A 15,943-nucleotide genomic window follows, 5' to 3' on the forward strand; every position below is an offset into this window, starting at 1 on the left:
GGTGCAGTCACCCCGGCTGGACCGACCTAGGCGGTGCGGGCCTGTGCCAGCGGCGGAGGGGCGATGGGCAGCAGGGCCGTGCCGGCACTGACGGTGTCAGCGGACAGCTCCCAGACGCGGCGCAGGGCGCAGAACTTCCACCAGTGGTGCTTAAGGACCTCGGGGTTGGCCCGGACGGGCCGGACCTCCGTCTCGCCGATGGCAACGGCCAGCAGGACCGGATTTTCCCCGTACTTCCACGGTTCCCACGTTCCGGCCTCGGGGTCCACCAGGCTTTCTTCGGCCTTCATGCCGGCCACCAGTTGCATGACCACCTTGTCATCCAGGGGCTTTACCAGCCCGTCCCGGGTGGTGCCCTTGGTCTTGTAGTCGATCAGGCAGATGCGCCCGTTGATCCGTGCCACGAGGTCAAGGGTCCCCGCATAGCCCACGGAGTCGTTCCAGACAGTTATTTCCGGGGCGATGGGCTCAACCCTGAAGAGCTCCCACCATTCGTCGAAACGAACGGCGAAGGCTTCCTCTCCGTTGGCGCCCAGCGCTTCCCGGGCTTCCTTCATGGCGTGGGGGCGCCCCAGTGCACGCAACGCCACCTGCTCGCAGTAGTAGTGCACCCGGTCCCCGCGCCGGGCGGCGTCGTCCCGGTAGGTTTCGGCAGCCTTGGCCGCACGGTTGATGGCCTGTTTGATCTTGGCGGGGCTGCCCAGGCAGTCCGACAGCAGGGGGTCGTTGGCCAGGCTGCTTGCCCCCATGTAGCCGAACCAGCCATCGAGGCCGTGCGGCTGCTGGCTGATGACCGTGGTGATGGAGGGTACGGAGAACTGCTCAGACGTTGACCGTGCGTACATCCGGCCGTATTCGGTGGCGTGGGCGAGAAGCGGATCAGTCATGGAAAGACTCTTTCACAGGGGGCCGACAAAAGCTCCGGAGGCAGGAGCTGCACACAAAAAAGGTCCGTTTCCGCTGCTGATGAGCGGAAACGGACCTCTGCGGTGGGCGATACTGGGTTCGAACCAGTGACCTCTTCGGTGTGAACGAAGCGCGCTACCACTGCGCCAATCGCCCCGATGCATTTGAATGCTAGCCCACCTCTGCCCCAATTCAAAAATTGGACATTCCGCAGCCGACAGCGCTCCCTGGAAGCAGGCCGCCGGACGCGGAGCCAGCCGCATCCTGCCCCTTTAAGCCCCCTCGCCACCGTCGCAAATTACACGTCTGTAACTTGGCAGAACCCGCGTGAATGCTGGGAAGCAGGCGGGTTGACGGTTCCCCGGGCCGGGCCGATTTGGAGATTCCCGGAACCTCCTATATTGTTTTTACTCGTTGGAACGCGAGGAAATGCCGGAAACGGCAAGGAATCAACCCTCCAAAATGCGGACGTAGCTCAGCTGGTAGAGCACCACCTTGCCAAGGTGGATGTCGCGAGTTCGAATCTCGTCGTCCGCTCGCAGGACACTGTCACAGCAAACATTCTTCGGAATTGACGCTAACACGGTGGGTTGGCCGAGAGGCGAGGCAGCGGCCTGCAAAGCCGTATACACGGGTTCGAATCCCGTACCCACCTCGGTGAAAACCATGGTTTCCGGATCTTTCGGATTCAATGGGCGATTGGCGCAGCGGTAGCGCGCTTCCCTGACACGGAAGAGGTCACTGGTTCGATCCCAGTATCGCCCACTGGCAAGGCAACTTGCCCGCAGTATCCCGGGTTAACCTGGACAACCTGCACGCGGACGTAGCTCAGCTGGTAGAGCACCACCTTGCCAAGGTGGATGTCGCGAGTTCGAATCTCGTCGTCCGCTCTCTTTTATCCCACTTACCGGTCTTCCGGTTCCGGGCGATTGGCGCAGCGGTAGCGCGCTTCCCTGACACGGAAGAGGTCACTGGTTCGATCCCAGTATCGCCCACACGAACAGCAGCTCTCCGGAGCTGCTTTTTTGTTGCCCCGGCATCCGCTCCCGGCGAACGGATTTCCCTTGGCACGCCTGCAGGCCCCCGATAGGATCGAATGCGCGAGGAGCGACCTGGCTCCGCGACAGAAGGGAGGTGCCCGTGGGTTTGATTGACGATCTAAAGGGCAAAGCTCAGGGTCTCATCCACGACAACGAGCAGGCCATCAAGGACGGCATCACCAAGGCCGGCGATTTCGTCGACACCAGGACCGGCGGCAAGTACGCGGGCCACGTCGACAAGATCCAGGATGGCGCTTCCAAGCTCATTGACAGAAACGGAACCCCGGGCCAGGCACCTGCCGCCGGACCGGTTCCCCCGGCAGCTCCTGGAAATCCGGTTCCGCCGGTGGACAGGGCTCCGTAGAGGATTTGGCCAGGGCCTTGCCCCAGCACGTCAACGGGGCGCGGGTCCCGCCGGGAGGCGGCGCCCGCGCCTTTGGCGTTTAAAGGGCCGGGCACATCGCACGACGGCGGCCGTCCCAATTCCCGCTTCCTGCAGGCACCCCGATAACCTGCCGGTATGCCCAAGTCCCCCGCACCGCCACAGACAGACAAGGCCGGAGCGCCCCGGACCGATTCACGGCCGGTCATTGCCGGAATCGTCACCGCGCTGGTGGGCTTCACCTCCTCATTCGCAGTAGTGCTGGCAGGGCTCCGGGCGGTTGGTGCCGATGCCGGCCAGGCCGCGTCCGGCCTGCTGGCGCTGACCCTCGCCGTCGGACTCGGCGTCCTGCTGCTCGCATGGCGCTCCAAAGTTCCGGTTACTTTGGCCTGGTCCACCCCCGGCGCGGCACTGCTTGCGGCGTCTGGAATGCCCGACGGCGGGTGGCCCGCCGCCGTCGGCGCCTTCCTTGCAGCGGGGCTGCTGCTGGCCCTGGCCGGCCTGGTGCCGGCGCTCGGCCGGCTGATGGCCCGCATTCCGTCGTCGCTGGCCCAGGCGATGCTTGCCGGGGTACTGCTGCAGCTGTGCCTGGCCCCGTTCAAGGCCCTGGGTACGGTCCCCTTGTTCGTGGGGCCGGTCATTCTTTGCTGGCTGGTGATGATGAAGTTCGCTCCGCGGTGGGCTGTCCCCGGGGCCTTGCTGGTGGCTTTGGCCGTCATCGGAACGTCGCTCGCATCGGCAGGGACAACTGTTGAGCCTGCAGCCCTGGTGCCCGCCCTCGCCTGGACCACACCCGCGTTCACCCTGCAGGCCGTGGCGGGAATCGCCATTCCACTGTTCGTGGTGACCATGGCCTCGCAAAATGTTCCGGGCGTAGCCGTCCTCCGGTCGTTTGGATACGAAACTCCGTGGCGGCCGGCCATGCTGGTCACCGGGGCAGGAACGGTCCTGGGGGCACCTTTCGGCGGCCACGCCATCAACCTTGCGGCACTCAGCGCGGCCCTGGCCGCAGGGGAGGAAGCCGGTGCGGACAGGGGCAGGCGGTGGGTGGCCGGCTTTACCTCCGGCCTGGCCTACCTGGTGCTCGCTGCCTTCTCCACGGCCCTGGTGTCGGTGGTCAGCCAGGCCCCGGCAGGAATGCTTCAGGCCGTGGCCGGGCTGGCTCTGTTGGGAACCCTCGCCACGGCGGTCTCGGCCGCCCTGGCAGACCCGGAAGACCGCATCGCACCCGCCGTCACCTTCCTGATGGCGGCTTCGGGCCTCGCTTTCGCCGGCATCGGCTCGGCGTTCTGGGCGCTCCTCGCCGGGCTGGCCGTGCGGTTTGTGCTGAAGCCGCGGGCAGCGTGACGCGGCGGGATACCGCTACGACGGTTCGTGGTTCTGGCCCTCACGGGCCAGGGCGGTGAGGCGGGAAACGGCACGGAAGTACTTCTTCATGTAACCGCCGGCCATCATTTCCTCGGTGAACAGTTTGTCGAAGGGCACGCCGCTGGCAAGGATGGGGACGTCCTTGTCGTAAAGCCGGTCCGCCAGGACCACAAAGCGGAGTGCCACAGCCTGTTCCTTGATGGTTTCCACATTGCGCCACACCACGCCGTCGATGCCGTCGATCAGCTGCCGGTACCGGCTGGGGTGCACGCCGGCCAGGTGGTGGATCAGCGTGGAGAACTCGTCCTGGGCCACGGTCTTGCCATCGAACTCGGCCTTCATGTGGGCACTGAGTTCACTGTTCTTCAGCGGCTGGGGGGCGGCGGGGAGGCCGCGGTGACGATAGTCCTCGCCGTCGATGCGGATGACGTCGAACTGGTCCGCCAGGACCTGGATCTCGCGCTGGAAATCAACGGCGGCAAACCGGCCCTCCCCGAGCGAGCCCGGAAGCGTATTGGAGGTGGCGGCGAGCTTGACCCCGGCGTCCGAGAGCTCGCGCATGAGACGGGACATCAGGACCGTATCGCCGGGATCGTCCAGTTCGAATTCGTCAATGCAGACCAGCTTGTAGGTGCTCAGCGCCTCCACGGTCTTCCGGAAGGAGAGGGCACCCACCAGGTTGGTGTACTCCACGAAGGTACCGAAGGCCTTCGGGCCCGGGGAGGCGTGCCAGAGGGACGCCAGCAGGTGGGTCTTGCCTACGCCGAAGCCGCCGTCCAGGTAGATCCCGGCCCGGGATTCGTCTTTCTTCCCAAACAGCTTCTTGAAGAGGCCGCCCCCGTTACCCGACCCCACGCCGTCGGCAAATCCCTCAAGGGCACGCACGGCCGACGCCTGGCTGGGCTGCTTGGGGTCCGGGCGGTAGCTCGAAAAGGAAACCTCCCCGAACCGGGGCGACGGATAAAAGCCTTTGAGGAGTTCGTCCACCGAAACTGCCGGAGTGCGGGCGGCAAGCTGTTCGATCTGTACCAAGGTGGTCCGTTCTGCTCGTGGTTGGTCCCCAGAAAGAATACCGGCAACGGGCTGCCTCCCCCTGCCCGGCGCCCGCCTTCCGCCGCTATGCGTGACCAAGGCAACATTTCGTCCTATTAACGGAATACGGACAACGCGACGGGCGCTGGCTAGGGTGGGAACAGGTTCCAATGCCGGTTCCACGGTTTCCCGTGCTCTGAATGAAAGGCCAAACCATGCCCTACCCGGTTGAACAGAATGAGAAGTTCGCAGCCTACGCCCACCCCGAGCGGCTCGTTTCCACCGAGTGGCTCGCGGCTGCCATCGAGAACGGCGCGGTGGCAAACGGCGAGCTGGTCGTTGTGGAGTCCGACGAGGACGTGCTGCTGTACGAGACGGGCCACATTCCCGGTGCCGTCAAGATTGACTGGCACACGGACCTGAACGATGAGGTGTCCCGGGACTACGTTGACGGCGCGGCCTTCGCGAAGCTGGCGGAGTCGAAGGGCATTTCCCGTGACAGCACCGTGGTCATCTACGGTGACAAGTCCAACTGGTGGGCGGCGTACGCCCTGTGGGTTTTCACTCTGTTCGGTCACGAGGACGTCCGGCTGCTGGACGGCGGCCGGGACAAGTGGATTGCCGAAGGCCGTGAACTGACGAAGGACAAGCCCGCCCCCGCCGCCGGCACCTACCCGGTGGTGGAGCGCGACGACGCCCCCATCCGTGCGTTCAAGGATGACGTCCTTGCCCACCTGGGCAAGCCGCTCATAGACGTCCGCTCCCCCGAGGAATACACGGGCCAGCGCACCCACATGCCGGCCTACCCGGAAGAGGGCGCCCTGCGCGGCGGCCACATCCCCACCGCCGCCTCCATCCCGTGGGCCCGCGCCGCTGCCGAGGACGGAACCTTCCGCAGCAGGGAGGAGCTGGAGGCGATCTACCTGGGCGAGGCCGGGTTGACCGAAGGTGACGACGTGGTGGCCTACTGCCGCATCGGCGAGCGTTCCAGCCACACCTGGTTTGCGCTCAAGTACCTCCTGGGCTTCGAATCCGTGCGCAACTACGACGGATCCTGGACCGAATGGGGCAACGCCGTGCGGGTCCCCATCGTCAAGGGCGCCGAGCGGGGTTCTGTCCCCGTCGCCGTCGGAGCCTGACGCAGGCCTTCCCCGCGTAGACTTGGAACGATGACTACTCAAGCTTTGCCCTCCGCCCTGGCGGCCATCGTGGACGATTTCCAGGCCCTGTCCGAGCCCGAGAGGCTGCAGCTGCTGCTGGAGTTCTCCGAGGGGCTGCCGGAACTTCCGGACCGGCTCAAGGACCATCCCGAGCTCCTTGAGCAGGTGGTGGAGTGCCAGTCGCCGCTGTTCCTCACCATCGAGACAGGGAACAACGACGACGGCGCCGTCCACCTGTTCTTCAAGGCGCCCGCCGAGGCACCCACCACGCGCGGGTTTGCAGGTGTCCTGCACGAGGGCCTGGACGGCTTGACCGCGGACGAAATCCTGGCTGTGCCGGACGACATGCCGGAACTGCTGGGACTCACCCGGGCCATTACCCCCTTGCGCATGCGCGGCATGACCGCCATGCTGGGCCGCATCAAGCGCAAGGTCGCCGCGTCCCGCAGCCAGGCCTGATTTCGCCTTCATGGCACGCAAAAACAGCTCCCAGGGAACCCCGGCCACAGCGGTCCTCACCGCGGCCGGGGTTCCCTTTGTGCTTCATCCCTACACCCATGATCCGTCCGCTGCGAGCTACGGCGCCGAGGCTGCTGAAGCCCTGGGCATCGATCCGTCCCGCGTCTTCAAGACGCTGATGGTGGAGGTTGAGGGCAGGCTCGCGGTCGGCATCGTTCCGGTGAGCGGCACGCTGGACCTGAAGGCCATGGCCGCTGCGCTTGGAGCCAAAAAGGCTGCGATGGCCGATCCCGCCGCGGCCCAGCGGCGCACCGGCTACGTACTCGGCGGCATTTCCCCGCTCGGCCAGCGCCAGCCGTCCCCCACCGTGCTGGATGCCAGTGCCCTGGAACTTGGCACGCTGTTGGTGTCGGGCGGCAGGCGGGGCCTGGACATTGAACTCGCCCCGGCTGATCTGGTGCGGCTGACGGACGCCGTCGCGGCGCCCATCAGCTCACTGACGGCCGGGTAGACCTCCGCCGTTCGCAGATTTTTCACGGCTATTGGGACGGCCGGTGAAATTGTCCATGGTCCGGTTGACTCCGAGGACGTCCATGAGCCGGTCAAAGGCGTTAACCGGAAGGATCCGGAGGACCGGCAGCACGTTCACGAGCGGCGGCAGGACCAGCTTTCGTCGGCCGGCCTCGATGGCATCGAGGACCTTGGTTGCCACGTCCTCTTCCTGGAGGATCGGGAGGAGCATGGGCCAGCGGGTCTGGACACCGTCGAACATCCCGGTGTCGATGTAATACGGGCAGACCACCAGGGTGTTGACACCTAGTTTGGCGGCACGGACCTCGGCGCGGAGCGACTCGTTGAAGCCGAATGCGGCGAATTTGCTGGCGGAGTAGTCGGTCTGCCGGGCGACCCCCACCAGCGCGGCGGCGCTGGCAACGGTGACCACGGTTCCGTGGCGCCGGCTTGCCATCCCCGCGAGGAAGGCACGCGTTACCCAGGACAGGGCCATGACGTTGACCTTCATGGTCCGTTCGATGGCCTCTTCCGTGGCATCAAGGAGCGGTTGCCCGCTGACCACCCCGGCGTTGTTGATGAGGACATCCACGGGCCCGGCCGCGGCGGCGGCAGCGGCCACCGCTTCCCTGTCGGTGACGTCCACGGCATGGGCCTCGGCTGACCCTCCGGCCGCCCTGATCTCGCCGCAGACCGCTGCGCCGGCTTCAGCATTCACATCCCAGATCACCACGCGGCTTCCGCGCCGGGCCGCCCCCAGCGCCATGCGCCGGCCCAGCCCGCTTCCACCGCCCGTGACCAACAGCGTTGCACCGGAAAGACGGGTTCCTCTGGCCATATCAGTTCTCCTGGAGTTCGTGCGGCAGGGGCAAGTGCGTTTACCGGCCCCGGGGAAAACGGCCCATCAGGGTGATGGCGCCCTTCATGATTCGTGAATAGGTGCGGTTGGACATTCCTGGGGCAGGCGCCACCCGGAGCAGCCTCTGCACGGCAATGGTCTGCGGCTCGGTGTACTTCAGGATGCCTTCCCGGCCGTGGCGCCGGCCGGCGCCGGAGTCCTTCATTCCGCCGATGGGCGCGTCATGGGATGCCCAGGTGGCGGCGTAGCCTTCGTTGACGTTGACGGTGCCGGTACGGAGCCTGCGCGCAACAGCCTCCCCGCGCCGGGCGGACCAGACGCTGGCGTTCAGCCCGAAGTCCGAGTCGTTGGCCAGGGCGACGGCTTCGTCGTCGTCCGCTGCCCGGTACACGGCAACCACCGGCCCGAACGTCTCCTCCCGGGCAAGCAGCATGTCCGCCGTAACTCCGGCCAGCACGGTTGGTTCGTAAAACAATGGCCCCAGGTCCGGCCGCCGCCGTCCGCCGGCCAGCAGCTGCGCCCCCTTGGCCAGGGCATCCTGGACGTGGCGTTCCACCCGATCCACCTGGGCGGCACTGATCAGGGAACCCATGCCGATGTCCCAGTCCGGGCCCGGACCCATCCGGATCCGCTTGACCTCCGCAGTAAAGGCCGTCAGGAAGCTCTCGTAAACGTCGGCGTGCACGTAGATCCGTTCGATGCTGACGCACAGCTGGCCGGAGTTGGAAAAGCAGGCGTGCACCGCGCCGCTGGCCGCCTTGCCCACCTGGGCGTCAGCCAGCACCAGCATGGGGTTCTTGCCGCCGAGTTCGGCGGAGAACCCGATCAGCCGTTCGCCACACTGACGGGCCACGGTTTTGCCGGTCTGGGAGGACCCCGTAAACATCAGGAAGTCGACGCGCTCAATCAGGGCCGGACCGATCGCAGTGCCGGGGCCGGTGACGATCTGGAACAGGTCGGTGGGAAGGCCTGCCTGCCGGAGCAGCTTGAGCATCAGCAGGGCCGTAAAGGGCGTCTGCGAATCCGGTTTCAGGACGATGCTGTTTCCCGCTAACAGCGCGGGAATCGCGTCGGAAACCGCGAGGGTCAGGGGATAGTTCCAGGGGCTGATGACGCCCACCACTCCCCTGGGCCCCCGGTACTCGGTGGCACGGGTGAGCACGGGGGCAGCACCCTTTCGGCGGCGTGGCCGCAGATATCGTCCTGCATTCCGCTCGTAGTAGTCGGCCGTCAGCACAACGTCGGCGAACTCCTCGAAGGCGCTGAGCCGGGATTTCCCGCTCTCCGCCTGGACCAGGTCCAGAATGTCCTGTTCCCGGTCCAGCAGCAGTCCGCGGAAGCGGCGAATCACGGCCCCGCGTTCAGCGACGGGCAGACCTGCCCAGTGCCGCTGAGCCGCGCGGGCGCCGGCTGTGGCAGAGTCCACGTCGTCGGTGGTGCATACAGGCACTTCGCCTACCAGCGAGCCGTCGAAGGGAGCGTTGGACGCCTGGGTTGGCCGCCCTGCTGCCGCGGCCACCAGTTCCGGAAGGCCCGCTGCCACGTCGCGGCCCCGGTCGGTTACGGTCACTCCAGCATGCCGTGGTGCCATGTCATGCCCCCGCAGGAGTTTGCCGGGCCGGGCCGCCCGGCGTGAGCCCGGCGCCCGGGTTGAGGCGCGGGGCAAGCTGCTGCCGGAGCCAGGCCTTCACGAGACGCTCCCAGCGTTCGGGATCCACGTTCCACTCCTTGGTGTGCCGCGCGTGGTTGAAGGTTTCGAACGTCACCATGTCCGGGTTGCGTTCGGCGAGCAGCGCGGAGGGCCCGTACGGCACGTACTCGTCGTCAACACTGTGGATGATGAGTGTGGGCGTCCGCAGCTCCACAGCCCGGGACACCCAGTCCATGACTTTGAGGTCAACCGGGGCAGAGAGGCCGGTGAGCCGGCGTCCCAGCGGGTGGCCCAGCATCAGCTGCCCGTACCGGCCTACAAGCGACGGGATCCGGTTCAGCTGCGCGTGGTGCGCCAGCACCGTGACCCAGTCGATGACCGGGGCGTCGAGCACCATCGCCCGGATGAGATGGCGGTGGCGGGAGAGGTCCGCCGTCTGCAGGCAGATGGCGCCCCCCATGGACCAGCCAAAGAGGACAATCTCTTCGGCTCCGTGGGCCACCGCGTACTCGATGGCGGCTTCAATGTCCTGCCACTCCGTTGACCCCAGGCCGTACCGCCCATCGTCGGCCGAGGGCGCCAGTCCGTCGTTCCGGTAGGACACCAGGAGGCTGGTCAGGCCCAGTTCCAGGGCCGGCCCCACCGCGCGGAGCGCCTCCTGCCTGGTAGCCCCGCGCCCGTGCACCATGATGGCCCATGTCCGCGCGGCGCCTTTTGCCCGGACCAGCCAGGCGGGCGCTTCGCCGCGCTCCACGGGGATCATCACGTCCTCCACAGGAAGTCCGACGGCGGCCGGGTCAGGATACGTGGCCCCGCTCCACCATCCCCAGCGTGCCGTAGAGAGGTCGCCGCTGTAGACCGCCTCAACTTCGCGCAGGACTGTCCGTTCGGCAGGCGAGTAGGAAATAATGCGCCCGATCCGCGCGTGCCCTTTGCCGCCGTCGAAAAAGAATCCGTAAACGCCCTCCACGGTGGTGTCCTCATTGGCGGCAAAGATCACCTGCTGCTTCTGCCCATCGCGGATGACGGCCAGCACTTCCTTGTCAGCCGCCCGCTGCCGGGCCGGAGTGATGACGCGCCGCGCAAAATAGACGGCGAGCGCCGAGGAACCCATTCCCAACAGGCTCGCCACCGAACCGCCCGCGATCGCCCCGCCAACGGCCCACTTTGCCCCGGGCGACATCACGCCTGAATCCCTGGTGGGTGCAGTCATTGCGGGGCGCGCTCGCCGGAAAGGTGCCATGGCACTATTCTTACCGGCCGGGCCGCCGATGCCCGCATTCCGGGCCGGTTCCGGCACGTCGCCGCACCGTCCCCGCCGGTGTCCCGGGCGTACCGTGGAAGCAGCTCCGGGCGCTAGGCTAAGGCCATGAGTGATCCCATCGTCATCCTGACCGAAGAACCCCTGGGCGCGGACGACCGCGTGAACATTGAACGGCTGGTGGATGGGACGGACAGCCGCCTGCTGGTCCTGGTGCCGGCAAACACCGAGCGGCACCTGCTGGTGGATTTCCTGGAGAACCTGTCCATGCTGGACGTTGCCAAGGCGTTCCGCGAGCTGGCCGACCGCAACCCGGACGCCGCCGCTGAGCGCGCCCACGCGGACGAAACCCTTGCCGCATCACTCGCTGCACTGGCGGGACTGGGCTCCGGCGTCACAGGACAGGTAGTGGAGGGCAAGGCGGTGGACAGCCTTGTGGCGAAGGTCAGGGAAACGGGAGCCGGCCAGGCCGTGGTCATCACCCGGCCGCACGCCGTGTCGGACACCTTCCACACCGACTGGGCCAACAAGGCACAGGACCAGCTTGGGGTCCCCGTTCTCCACCTGTATGCCGGCTCGGGATTTATCGGCGACTCCTGAGCGTTGGGAATGCTATGAGCATCTTTGGAAACAGCATCTTCGGTAACAAGGCAACGGGCATGGTTGGCGGCGGCCAGGAAGACACCGCAGCGGCAAACACACTCCAAAAAACCGATGCGCAGTGGCGTGAGGAACTGACCCCGGAGGAGTACCACGTCCTTCGGCAGGCCGGAACTGAACGGCCCTACACGGGTGAATACTGGGACACGCATACCGAGGGGGTGTACCAGTGCCGGGCCTGCGGCGCCGAACTGTTCACCAGCAACGAGAAGTTCGACTCGCACTGCGGCTGGCCGTCATTTTGGGCCCCCTTGACTGAGGGCAAGGTGCGCTACATCCATGACCGGACCCTCGGCATGGACCGGATCGAAGTGCGGTGCGCCTCCTGCGACTCACACTTGGGCCATGTTTTTGAGGGCGAGGGCTACGGCACTCCCACGGACCAGCGCTACTGCATCAACTCCGTCTCCCTTCGGCTGGTCGCCAAGGGCGACGCCGGTGATGGGCAGTCCCGGGACTAAGCCGCCGAAGGACCTGCCAGCACAGGGCCGGGGCCGCATGCCCCGGCCATGCTGATGCCACAGCAAGGGCTGGTCTCGAGAGCCCGGGAAAAACCTCGAGCCTAAGCTTTTCTTATGGATTGCCCCTTTTGGCATAAGACCTGCTGGTTGCTTGTTACGCTCCCCAGAGAGGCAAGCAACCAGAAAGGCAGCCGACGATGACAGAGACCCTGACCACCGCCGTAACCGGGATTTCCGCGCAGAACGAAGACTGGCTCCGGCTCAAGGCGGCAGCAACCGACCTGCAGGTCCTGCAGGTCCAGGACGGTTCCGTCCCCGACGCCGACCACCACGCGGAGGCAGCCGGGCACGTGAAGTCAATCGTTGCCGCGGTCCAGGCCCTGGCCCCCGCCTTTCCGCACGACCGCGAATACCTTGGCGCCGCCTGCGCAGACTTCGAAGCATGGGCCGCCGGCGGCTTCGCCGTCCCCGACTTCCTGTCCTCCCTGCTGGCATTCCAGCCGCAGGAGCAGCGCCGTGACGGCCTGCAGCACCTGGTGGTCTTCCCCATGTACACCCAGAACGGCAGCAGCAACCGGTTGGTGGAGGCCGTCCTGGTCGAGGTGATCTGGCCGGAGTTCATTGCGGGGCTGGAGGCCGGCGAGTACTCCAACAAGCTGTTCGTCCCCATCCGCTTTATCGATTTCACCCCGGGCTACGACACGAACTCCGCGGTCCTCTTCCCCGAGACCGTAGCGGTCAGCCGTACCCCCACCTTCACCTGGGGCGCCATTTTCGCCGACAGGGAGGCCGCCCGGTTCCGCCGCGTCCTGAAGGCTGCCGCTGACATCACCTCGCTGGAGCTCCCTGAGGGCGCTGCGGAACTGCTCGCGGACCAGGACCTGACCGAGGCCACCTTCGTGATGTGGGACCTGATCCATGACCGGACCCACATGCGCGGCGACCTGCCGTTCGATCCGTTCATGATCAAGCAGCGCATGCCCTACTTCCTGTACTCGCTGGAAGAACTGCGCTGCGACCTGACGGCGTTCCGCGAGTCAGTCCGGATTGAAAAGGATGACGACGCCGACCCCGAAACCCGGCGCCACGCGAAGCTGGTGCAGTACGCCATCCTGTTCGACCGCATCTTCCGCTTTGCCATCACCGGCACCCGGGTGCGCAACTACGACGGCCTGGGCGGCCAGCTCCTCTTCGCCTGGCTTCACCAGCAGCACGTGCTGCACTGGACGGATACGCGGCTTACCATCGACTGGGATGAGGTGGCGGACGCAGTCATCGCCCTGGGGGCCAGCATTGATGATTTGTACTGGCGTTCCATCGACCGGCCCAAGACCGCGCACTGGCTGGCGGCCTACCAGCTGGTCTCGGCAACCGTCACCCCCAACCCGGCCTCCGTGTGGGCCAAGGGCCCGGACGCGCTGCCGCTTTCGGGAACGCCCCGGGGCCTCACGGACCAGGTACTGGACGACGAATTCCCGCTGTCCATGTTCTACGAGGCATTGGAGAAGAAGATGCGCCCCGTCATTGAATCAACTGCCGGAATCACCGGCCGCACCGCACTGTGACCGGTTCCGAAGGCGGCGGCGGACACGGGCCCGGCCCCCTCACCGTCCTGGTGACGGGCGGCAGCGGCGCGTCCGGGATCGCCGCCGCCCGGGCACTGTCCGCGGCGGGCCACCGCGTGGCCACGGTGGGCTCTGATCCCTCGAGGATCAGGCAGGCGGCAGAAAAAGCGGGCGACCGCGTCACCCCCTTCACGTGCGACCTTGCGGTTCTGGAACAGGTCAGGCGGTTGCGCGACGACGTCACCGCCGCCTTCGGTACCGTGGACGGGGTGATCCACCTGGTGGGCGGCTGGCGTGGGGCCAAGGGAATCACCGACCAGACCGACGACGACTGGGACTTCCTGGAGCGGGGGGCGGTCACCACCCTGCGGAATGTTTCGCGGGTCTTCTTCGATGACATCGCCGCCTCCGCCACCGGCAGGTTCGCCATGGTTTCCTCAACGTCCCTTGCGAAACCCACTGCGGCGGTGGCCAGCTATGTCGCCGCAAAAGCGGCAGCCGAGGCGTGGACCCTGGCCGTGGCGGACGGCTTCCGGCGGGCTGCCGAAGCCGGGACCGGTCAGGCAGCCGCCAGCATCCTGGTGGTTAAGGCACTGGTGGACGACGACCTGCGCCGAGCCCATCCCGAACGAAAGTTCCCGGGAGCGACGGATGTCGCTGACCTGGCTGCCGCCGTCGTCCGGCTTTTCGGCACTCCGTCCACAGAACTCAACGGCGCCCGGCTCCTCCTGGCGGGCTGAAGCCGCCAGGACTGTACCTACACTGAAAGCGTGAGCAATCCCATGACGACAACAGCAGAAACCGGCGCGGCGCTGCGGCTCCACGACCCCAACGTCCGAGGCTTCGCCTCCGACAACTACTCCGGTGTCCACCCGGAGGTCCTGGCGGCGCTCGCTGCGGCCAACGGGGGGCACCAGGTCTCTTATGGCGAGGACGACTACACCGCGCGCCTGCAGGAACTGATGGTTGAACACTTTGGCCCCGGCATCGAATGCTTCCCGGTATTCAACGGCACCGGCGCCAATGTCCTGTCACTGCAGTCACTGCTCCCCCGCTGGGGTGCGGTGGTGTGCGCCTCCACCGCGCACATCAACATGGACGAGAACGGCGCCCCGGAGCGCATCGGCGGCCTCAAGCTCCTGCACGTCCCCACGCCGGACGGCAAACTGACCCCCGAGCTGATCGACCGTGAAGCCTGGGGCTGGGGAGACGAGCATCGCGCCCAGCCGCTCGCCGTCTCCATCACCCAGACCACGGAACTGGGCACCTGCTACACCCCGGACGAGGTGCGCGCCATTGCCACGCACGCGCATGCCAAGGGAATGAAGCTGCACATGGACGGTGCCCGGCTGGCCAATGCGGCCGCCCACCTGGGCGTGCCGCTGCGCGCCTTCACCCGGGATGCCGGGGTGGACATCCTGTCCTTTGGGGGTACCAAGAACGGACTGCTCTTCGGCGAAGTGGTGGTGGCCCTGAACCCGGAGGCAGCTCACGGCCTGGTCTACCTGCGCAAGATGGACATGCAGCTGGCCTCCAAGATGCGCTTCATGTCCGCCCAGTTCGTCGCCCTGCTGGAAGGCGACCTCTGGCTGCGCTCGGCTTCGCATGCCAACGCCATGGCCACCCGGCTGCGCGCCGCCGTGGACACCATCGAGGGCGTCCGGCCCACGCAAAAGACCGAGTCCAACGGCGTCTTCGCCATCCTGCCACCCGGCGTGGCCGACAGGCTGCGCAGTTCCTTCCGGTTCTACGACTGGGACGAGGCCGCAGGGGAAGTCCGGTGGATGTGTTCCTTTGACACCACGGAGGAGGATGTCGATTCCTTTGCTGCCGCAATCCGCCATGAACTGCGGGATTACCGGGACGGCCAGGCCCGCTGACGGGCGACCGACGGCGAGCCTTCCGGCCCCGCCCCGCCCCGGCCCGTAATCTGCCAAGGTGAACGCACTTGACCAGGTTCCCCCGGATTTTCTCCACGCCTTGGGAACCCTCAGGAAAGCCCGCTGCCGCAAGGAACTGCGCCTCGCAGAGATCCCTGCCCCCGCTCGGCTGGCACCCTTCGCCGTCGCGCTGGGCGCCGAAGTTATGGCACCCGGCTCCGGCACCCCTTCCACACCCGTCCACGGACCGGCGGCATTGGCTTTCGCAGCCGCGTCCGGAACCTCTGCCGCCACCCCGGACGACGACGAAACGGAGCTGGCAACGGGCCGTTTCATCCTGCTGCATGACCCTGACGGCTCAGCGGTCTGGGACGGGGAATTCCGGATCGTCACCTACATCCGGGCCGAACTGGAACCGGAAATGGGCAACGACCAGATGCTGGGAACAGTGGCCTGGACCTGGCTGGTGGAGGCGTTGGAAAACCACCATGCGGACTACCGGGCAGCAGGCGGCACGGCCACCCGCGTCCTCTCCGAAAGCTTCGGCACCCTGGCCGAAAGGCCGGGGTCGATCGACATCGAACTCCGCGCTTCCTGGACCCCCGCCTCCTCCGATGTCCAGGCCCACCTCGAAGCGTGGTCCGACATGGTGTGCACGTTCGCCGGCCTCCCGCCGCTACCCGACGGCGTGACCGCGCTCCCGCCCCGGCGCAGACAGCAGAATGGTTATGGAACTGGCCGGTAAACTG

16 protein-coding genes and 6 tRNA genes are annotated in these 15,943 nt (G+C 66.5%); 16 read left to right on the plus strand and 6 right to left on the minus strand.

Translation table 11 applies throughout. From position 1 onward, the window contains the following. Positions 1-26: 26 nt before the first annotated feature. Both J2X98_RS13470 and J2X98_RS13475 read right to left on the minus strand, forming a co-directional pair. Entirely contained in the window at positions 27-887 is an 861-nt protein-coding gene (locus J2X98_RS13470; protein WP_307308988.1) for a cytochrome, read from the minus strand. 103 nt (positions 888-990) lie between these two features. Then, positions 991-1,062: transfer RNA gene (locus tag J2X98_RS13475), tRNA-Val, on the minus strand. 308 nt (positions 1,063-1,370) lie between these two features. On the opposite strand from J2X98_RS13475, the gene J2X98_RS13480 reads away from it, so the two are divergent. The 7 genes from J2X98_RS13480 (at position 1,371) to J2X98_RS13510 (ending at position 3,675) form a co-directional block, all read left to right on the plus strand. Continuing rightward, positions 1,371-1,443, plus strand: a tRNA-Gly gene (locus tag J2X98_RS13480). A 47-nt stretch (positions 1,444-1,490) separates the two neighbouring features. Continuing rightward, a tRNA-Cys gene (locus tag J2X98_RS13485) sits at positions 1,491-1,561 on the plus strand. A 38-nt stretch (positions 1,562-1,599) separates the two neighbouring features. Beyond that, positions 1,600-1,671: transfer RNA gene (locus J2X98_RS13490), tRNA-Val, on the plus strand. A 52-nt stretch (positions 1,672-1,723) separates the two neighbouring features. Then, positions 1,724-1,796: transfer RNA gene (locus tag J2X98_RS13495), tRNA-Gly, on the plus strand. A 33-nt stretch (positions 1,797-1,829) separates the two neighbouring features. After that, a tRNA-Val gene (locus J2X98_RS13500) sits at positions 1,830-1,901 on the plus strand. Positions 1,902-2,046: 145 nt separating this feature from the next. Further along, positions 2,047-2,310 carry an antitoxin gene (locus J2X98_RS13505; protein ID WP_307308992.1) on the plus strand — a complete coding sequence of 88 codons (264 nt, stop codon included), beginning with the start codon at positions 2,047-2,049 and terminating at the stop codon, positions 2,308-2,310. Between the two features lie 156 nt (positions 2,311-2,466). Then, complete coding sequence (locus J2X98_RS13510; RefSeq protein WP_307308994.1) at positions 2,467-3,675, plus strand: benzoate/H(+) symporter BenE family transporter; 1,209 nt, start codon at positions 2,467-2,469, stop codon at positions 3,673-3,675. Positions 3,676-3,690: 15 nt separating this feature from the next. On the opposite strand, the gene zapE is transcribed toward J2X98_RS13510, so the two are convergent. Then, positions 3,691-4,728 (minus strand): cell division protein ZapE, encoded by a 1,038-nt coding sequence (gene zapE, locus J2X98_RS13515; protein ID WP_307308996.1) that lies wholly within the window; start codon positions 4,726-4,728, stop codon positions 3,691-3,693. Positions 4,729-4,943: 215 nt separating this feature from the next. Between zapE and J2X98_RS13520 the strand changes: the two genes are divergently transcribed. From J2X98_RS13520 to ybaK, 3 genes are read left to right on the plus strand one after another with little or no spacing between them, the layout of a single operon-like run. After that, positions 4,944-5,867, plus strand: a complete 924-nt coding sequence (locus J2X98_RS13520) for a sulfurtransferase (RefSeq protein ID WP_141940953.1) — start codon at positions 4,944-4,946, stop codon at positions 5,865-5,867. A gap of 30 nt (positions 5,868-5,897) precedes the next feature. Further along, positions 5,898-6,347 (plus strand): SufE family protein, encoded by a 450-nt coding sequence (locus J2X98_RS13525; protein WP_141940952.1) that lies wholly within the window; start codon positions 5,898-5,900, stop codon positions 6,345-6,347. Between the two features lie 10 nt (positions 6,348-6,357). After that, positions 6,358-6,858: a Cys-tRNA(Pro) deacylase gene (gene ybaK / locus J2X98_RS13530; RefSeq protein WP_141940951.1), complete on the plus strand. Its 501-nt coding sequence runs from the start codon at positions 6,358-6,360 to the stop codon at positions 6,856-6,858. On the opposite strand, the gene J2X98_RS13535 is transcribed toward ybaK, so the two are convergent. Genes J2X98_RS13535 through J2X98_RS13545 form a run of 3 tightly spaced genes read right to left on the minus strand, consistent with a single transcriptional unit; the run spans position 6,841 to position 10,580 of the window. Next, positions 6,841-7,695, minus strand: coding sequence for an SDR family oxidoreductase (locus tag J2X98_RS13535; RefSeq protein ID WP_307309000.1), 855 nt, complete (start codon positions 7,693-7,695; stop codon positions 6,841-6,843). The genes ybaK and J2X98_RS13535 overlap by 18 nt on opposite strands. Before the next feature lie 40 nt (positions 7,696-7,735). Beyond that, positions 7,736-9,307, minus strand: coding sequence for a succinic semialdehyde dehydrogenase (locus J2X98_RS13540; protein WP_141940949.1), 1,572 nt, complete (start codon positions 9,305-9,307; stop codon positions 7,736-7,738). Between the two features lies 1 nt (position 9,308). Further along, positions 9,309-10,580: an alpha/beta hydrolase family protein gene (locus tag J2X98_RS13545; RefSeq protein WP_141946262.1), complete on the minus strand. Its 1,272-nt coding sequence runs from the start codon at positions 10,578-10,580 to the stop codon at positions 9,309-9,311. 156 nt (positions 10,581-10,736) lie between these two features. Between J2X98_RS13545 and J2X98_RS13550 the strand changes: the two genes are divergently transcribed. The 6 genes from J2X98_RS13550 (at position 10,737) to J2X98_RS13575 (ending at position 15,939) form a co-directional block, all read left to right on the plus strand. Further along, positions 10,737-11,228, plus strand: coding sequence for a hypothetical protein (locus J2X98_RS13550; RefSeq protein ID WP_141940948.1), 492 nt, complete (start codon positions 10,737-10,739; stop codon positions 11,226-11,228). A gap of 59 nt (positions 11,229-11,287) precedes the next feature. Continuing rightward, positions 11,288-11,749: a peptide-methionine (R)-S-oxide reductase MsrB gene (msrB, locus tag J2X98_RS13555; RefSeq protein WP_307309063.1), complete on the plus strand. Its 462-nt coding sequence runs from the start codon at positions 11,288-11,290 to the stop codon at positions 11,747-11,749. A 197-nt stretch (positions 11,750-11,946) separates the two neighbouring features. Beyond that, a complete protein-coding gene (locus tag J2X98_RS13560; protein ID WP_307309006.1) occupies positions 11,947-13,314 on the plus strand; it encodes a DUF6421 family protein in 1,368 nt (455 codons plus the stop codon). Next, positions 13,311-14,054, plus strand: coding sequence for an SDR family NAD(P)-dependent oxidoreductase (locus J2X98_RS13565; protein WP_307309009.1), 744 nt, complete (start codon positions 13,311-13,313; stop codon positions 14,052-14,054). The genes J2X98_RS13560 and J2X98_RS13565 overlap by 4 nt, the downstream gene beginning before the upstream one ends. Before the next feature lie 42 nt (positions 14,055-14,096). After that, positions 14,097-15,194: a threonine aldolase family protein gene (locus J2X98_RS13570; RefSeq protein ID WP_307309066.1), complete on the plus strand. Its 1,098-nt coding sequence runs from the start codon at positions 14,097-14,099 to the stop codon at positions 15,192-15,194. Between the two features lie 58 nt (positions 15,195-15,252). Continuing rightward, on the plus strand, positions 15,253-15,939 hold the full coding sequence (locus tag J2X98_RS13575; RefSeq protein WP_141940944.1) for a DUF3000 domain-containing protein: 687 nt from the start codon (positions 15,253-15,255) through the stop codon (positions 15,937-15,939). The last annotated feature ends 4 nt before the right edge of the window (positions 15,940-15,943 follow it).

Origin of the sequence: Pseudarthrobacter enclensis, from assembly GCF_030811655.1 — a bacterium.
In the GTDB taxonomy this organism is placed as follows: Bacteria; Actinomycetota; Actinomycetes; order Actinomycetales; family Micrococcaceae; genus Arthrobacter; species Arthrobacter enclensis_A.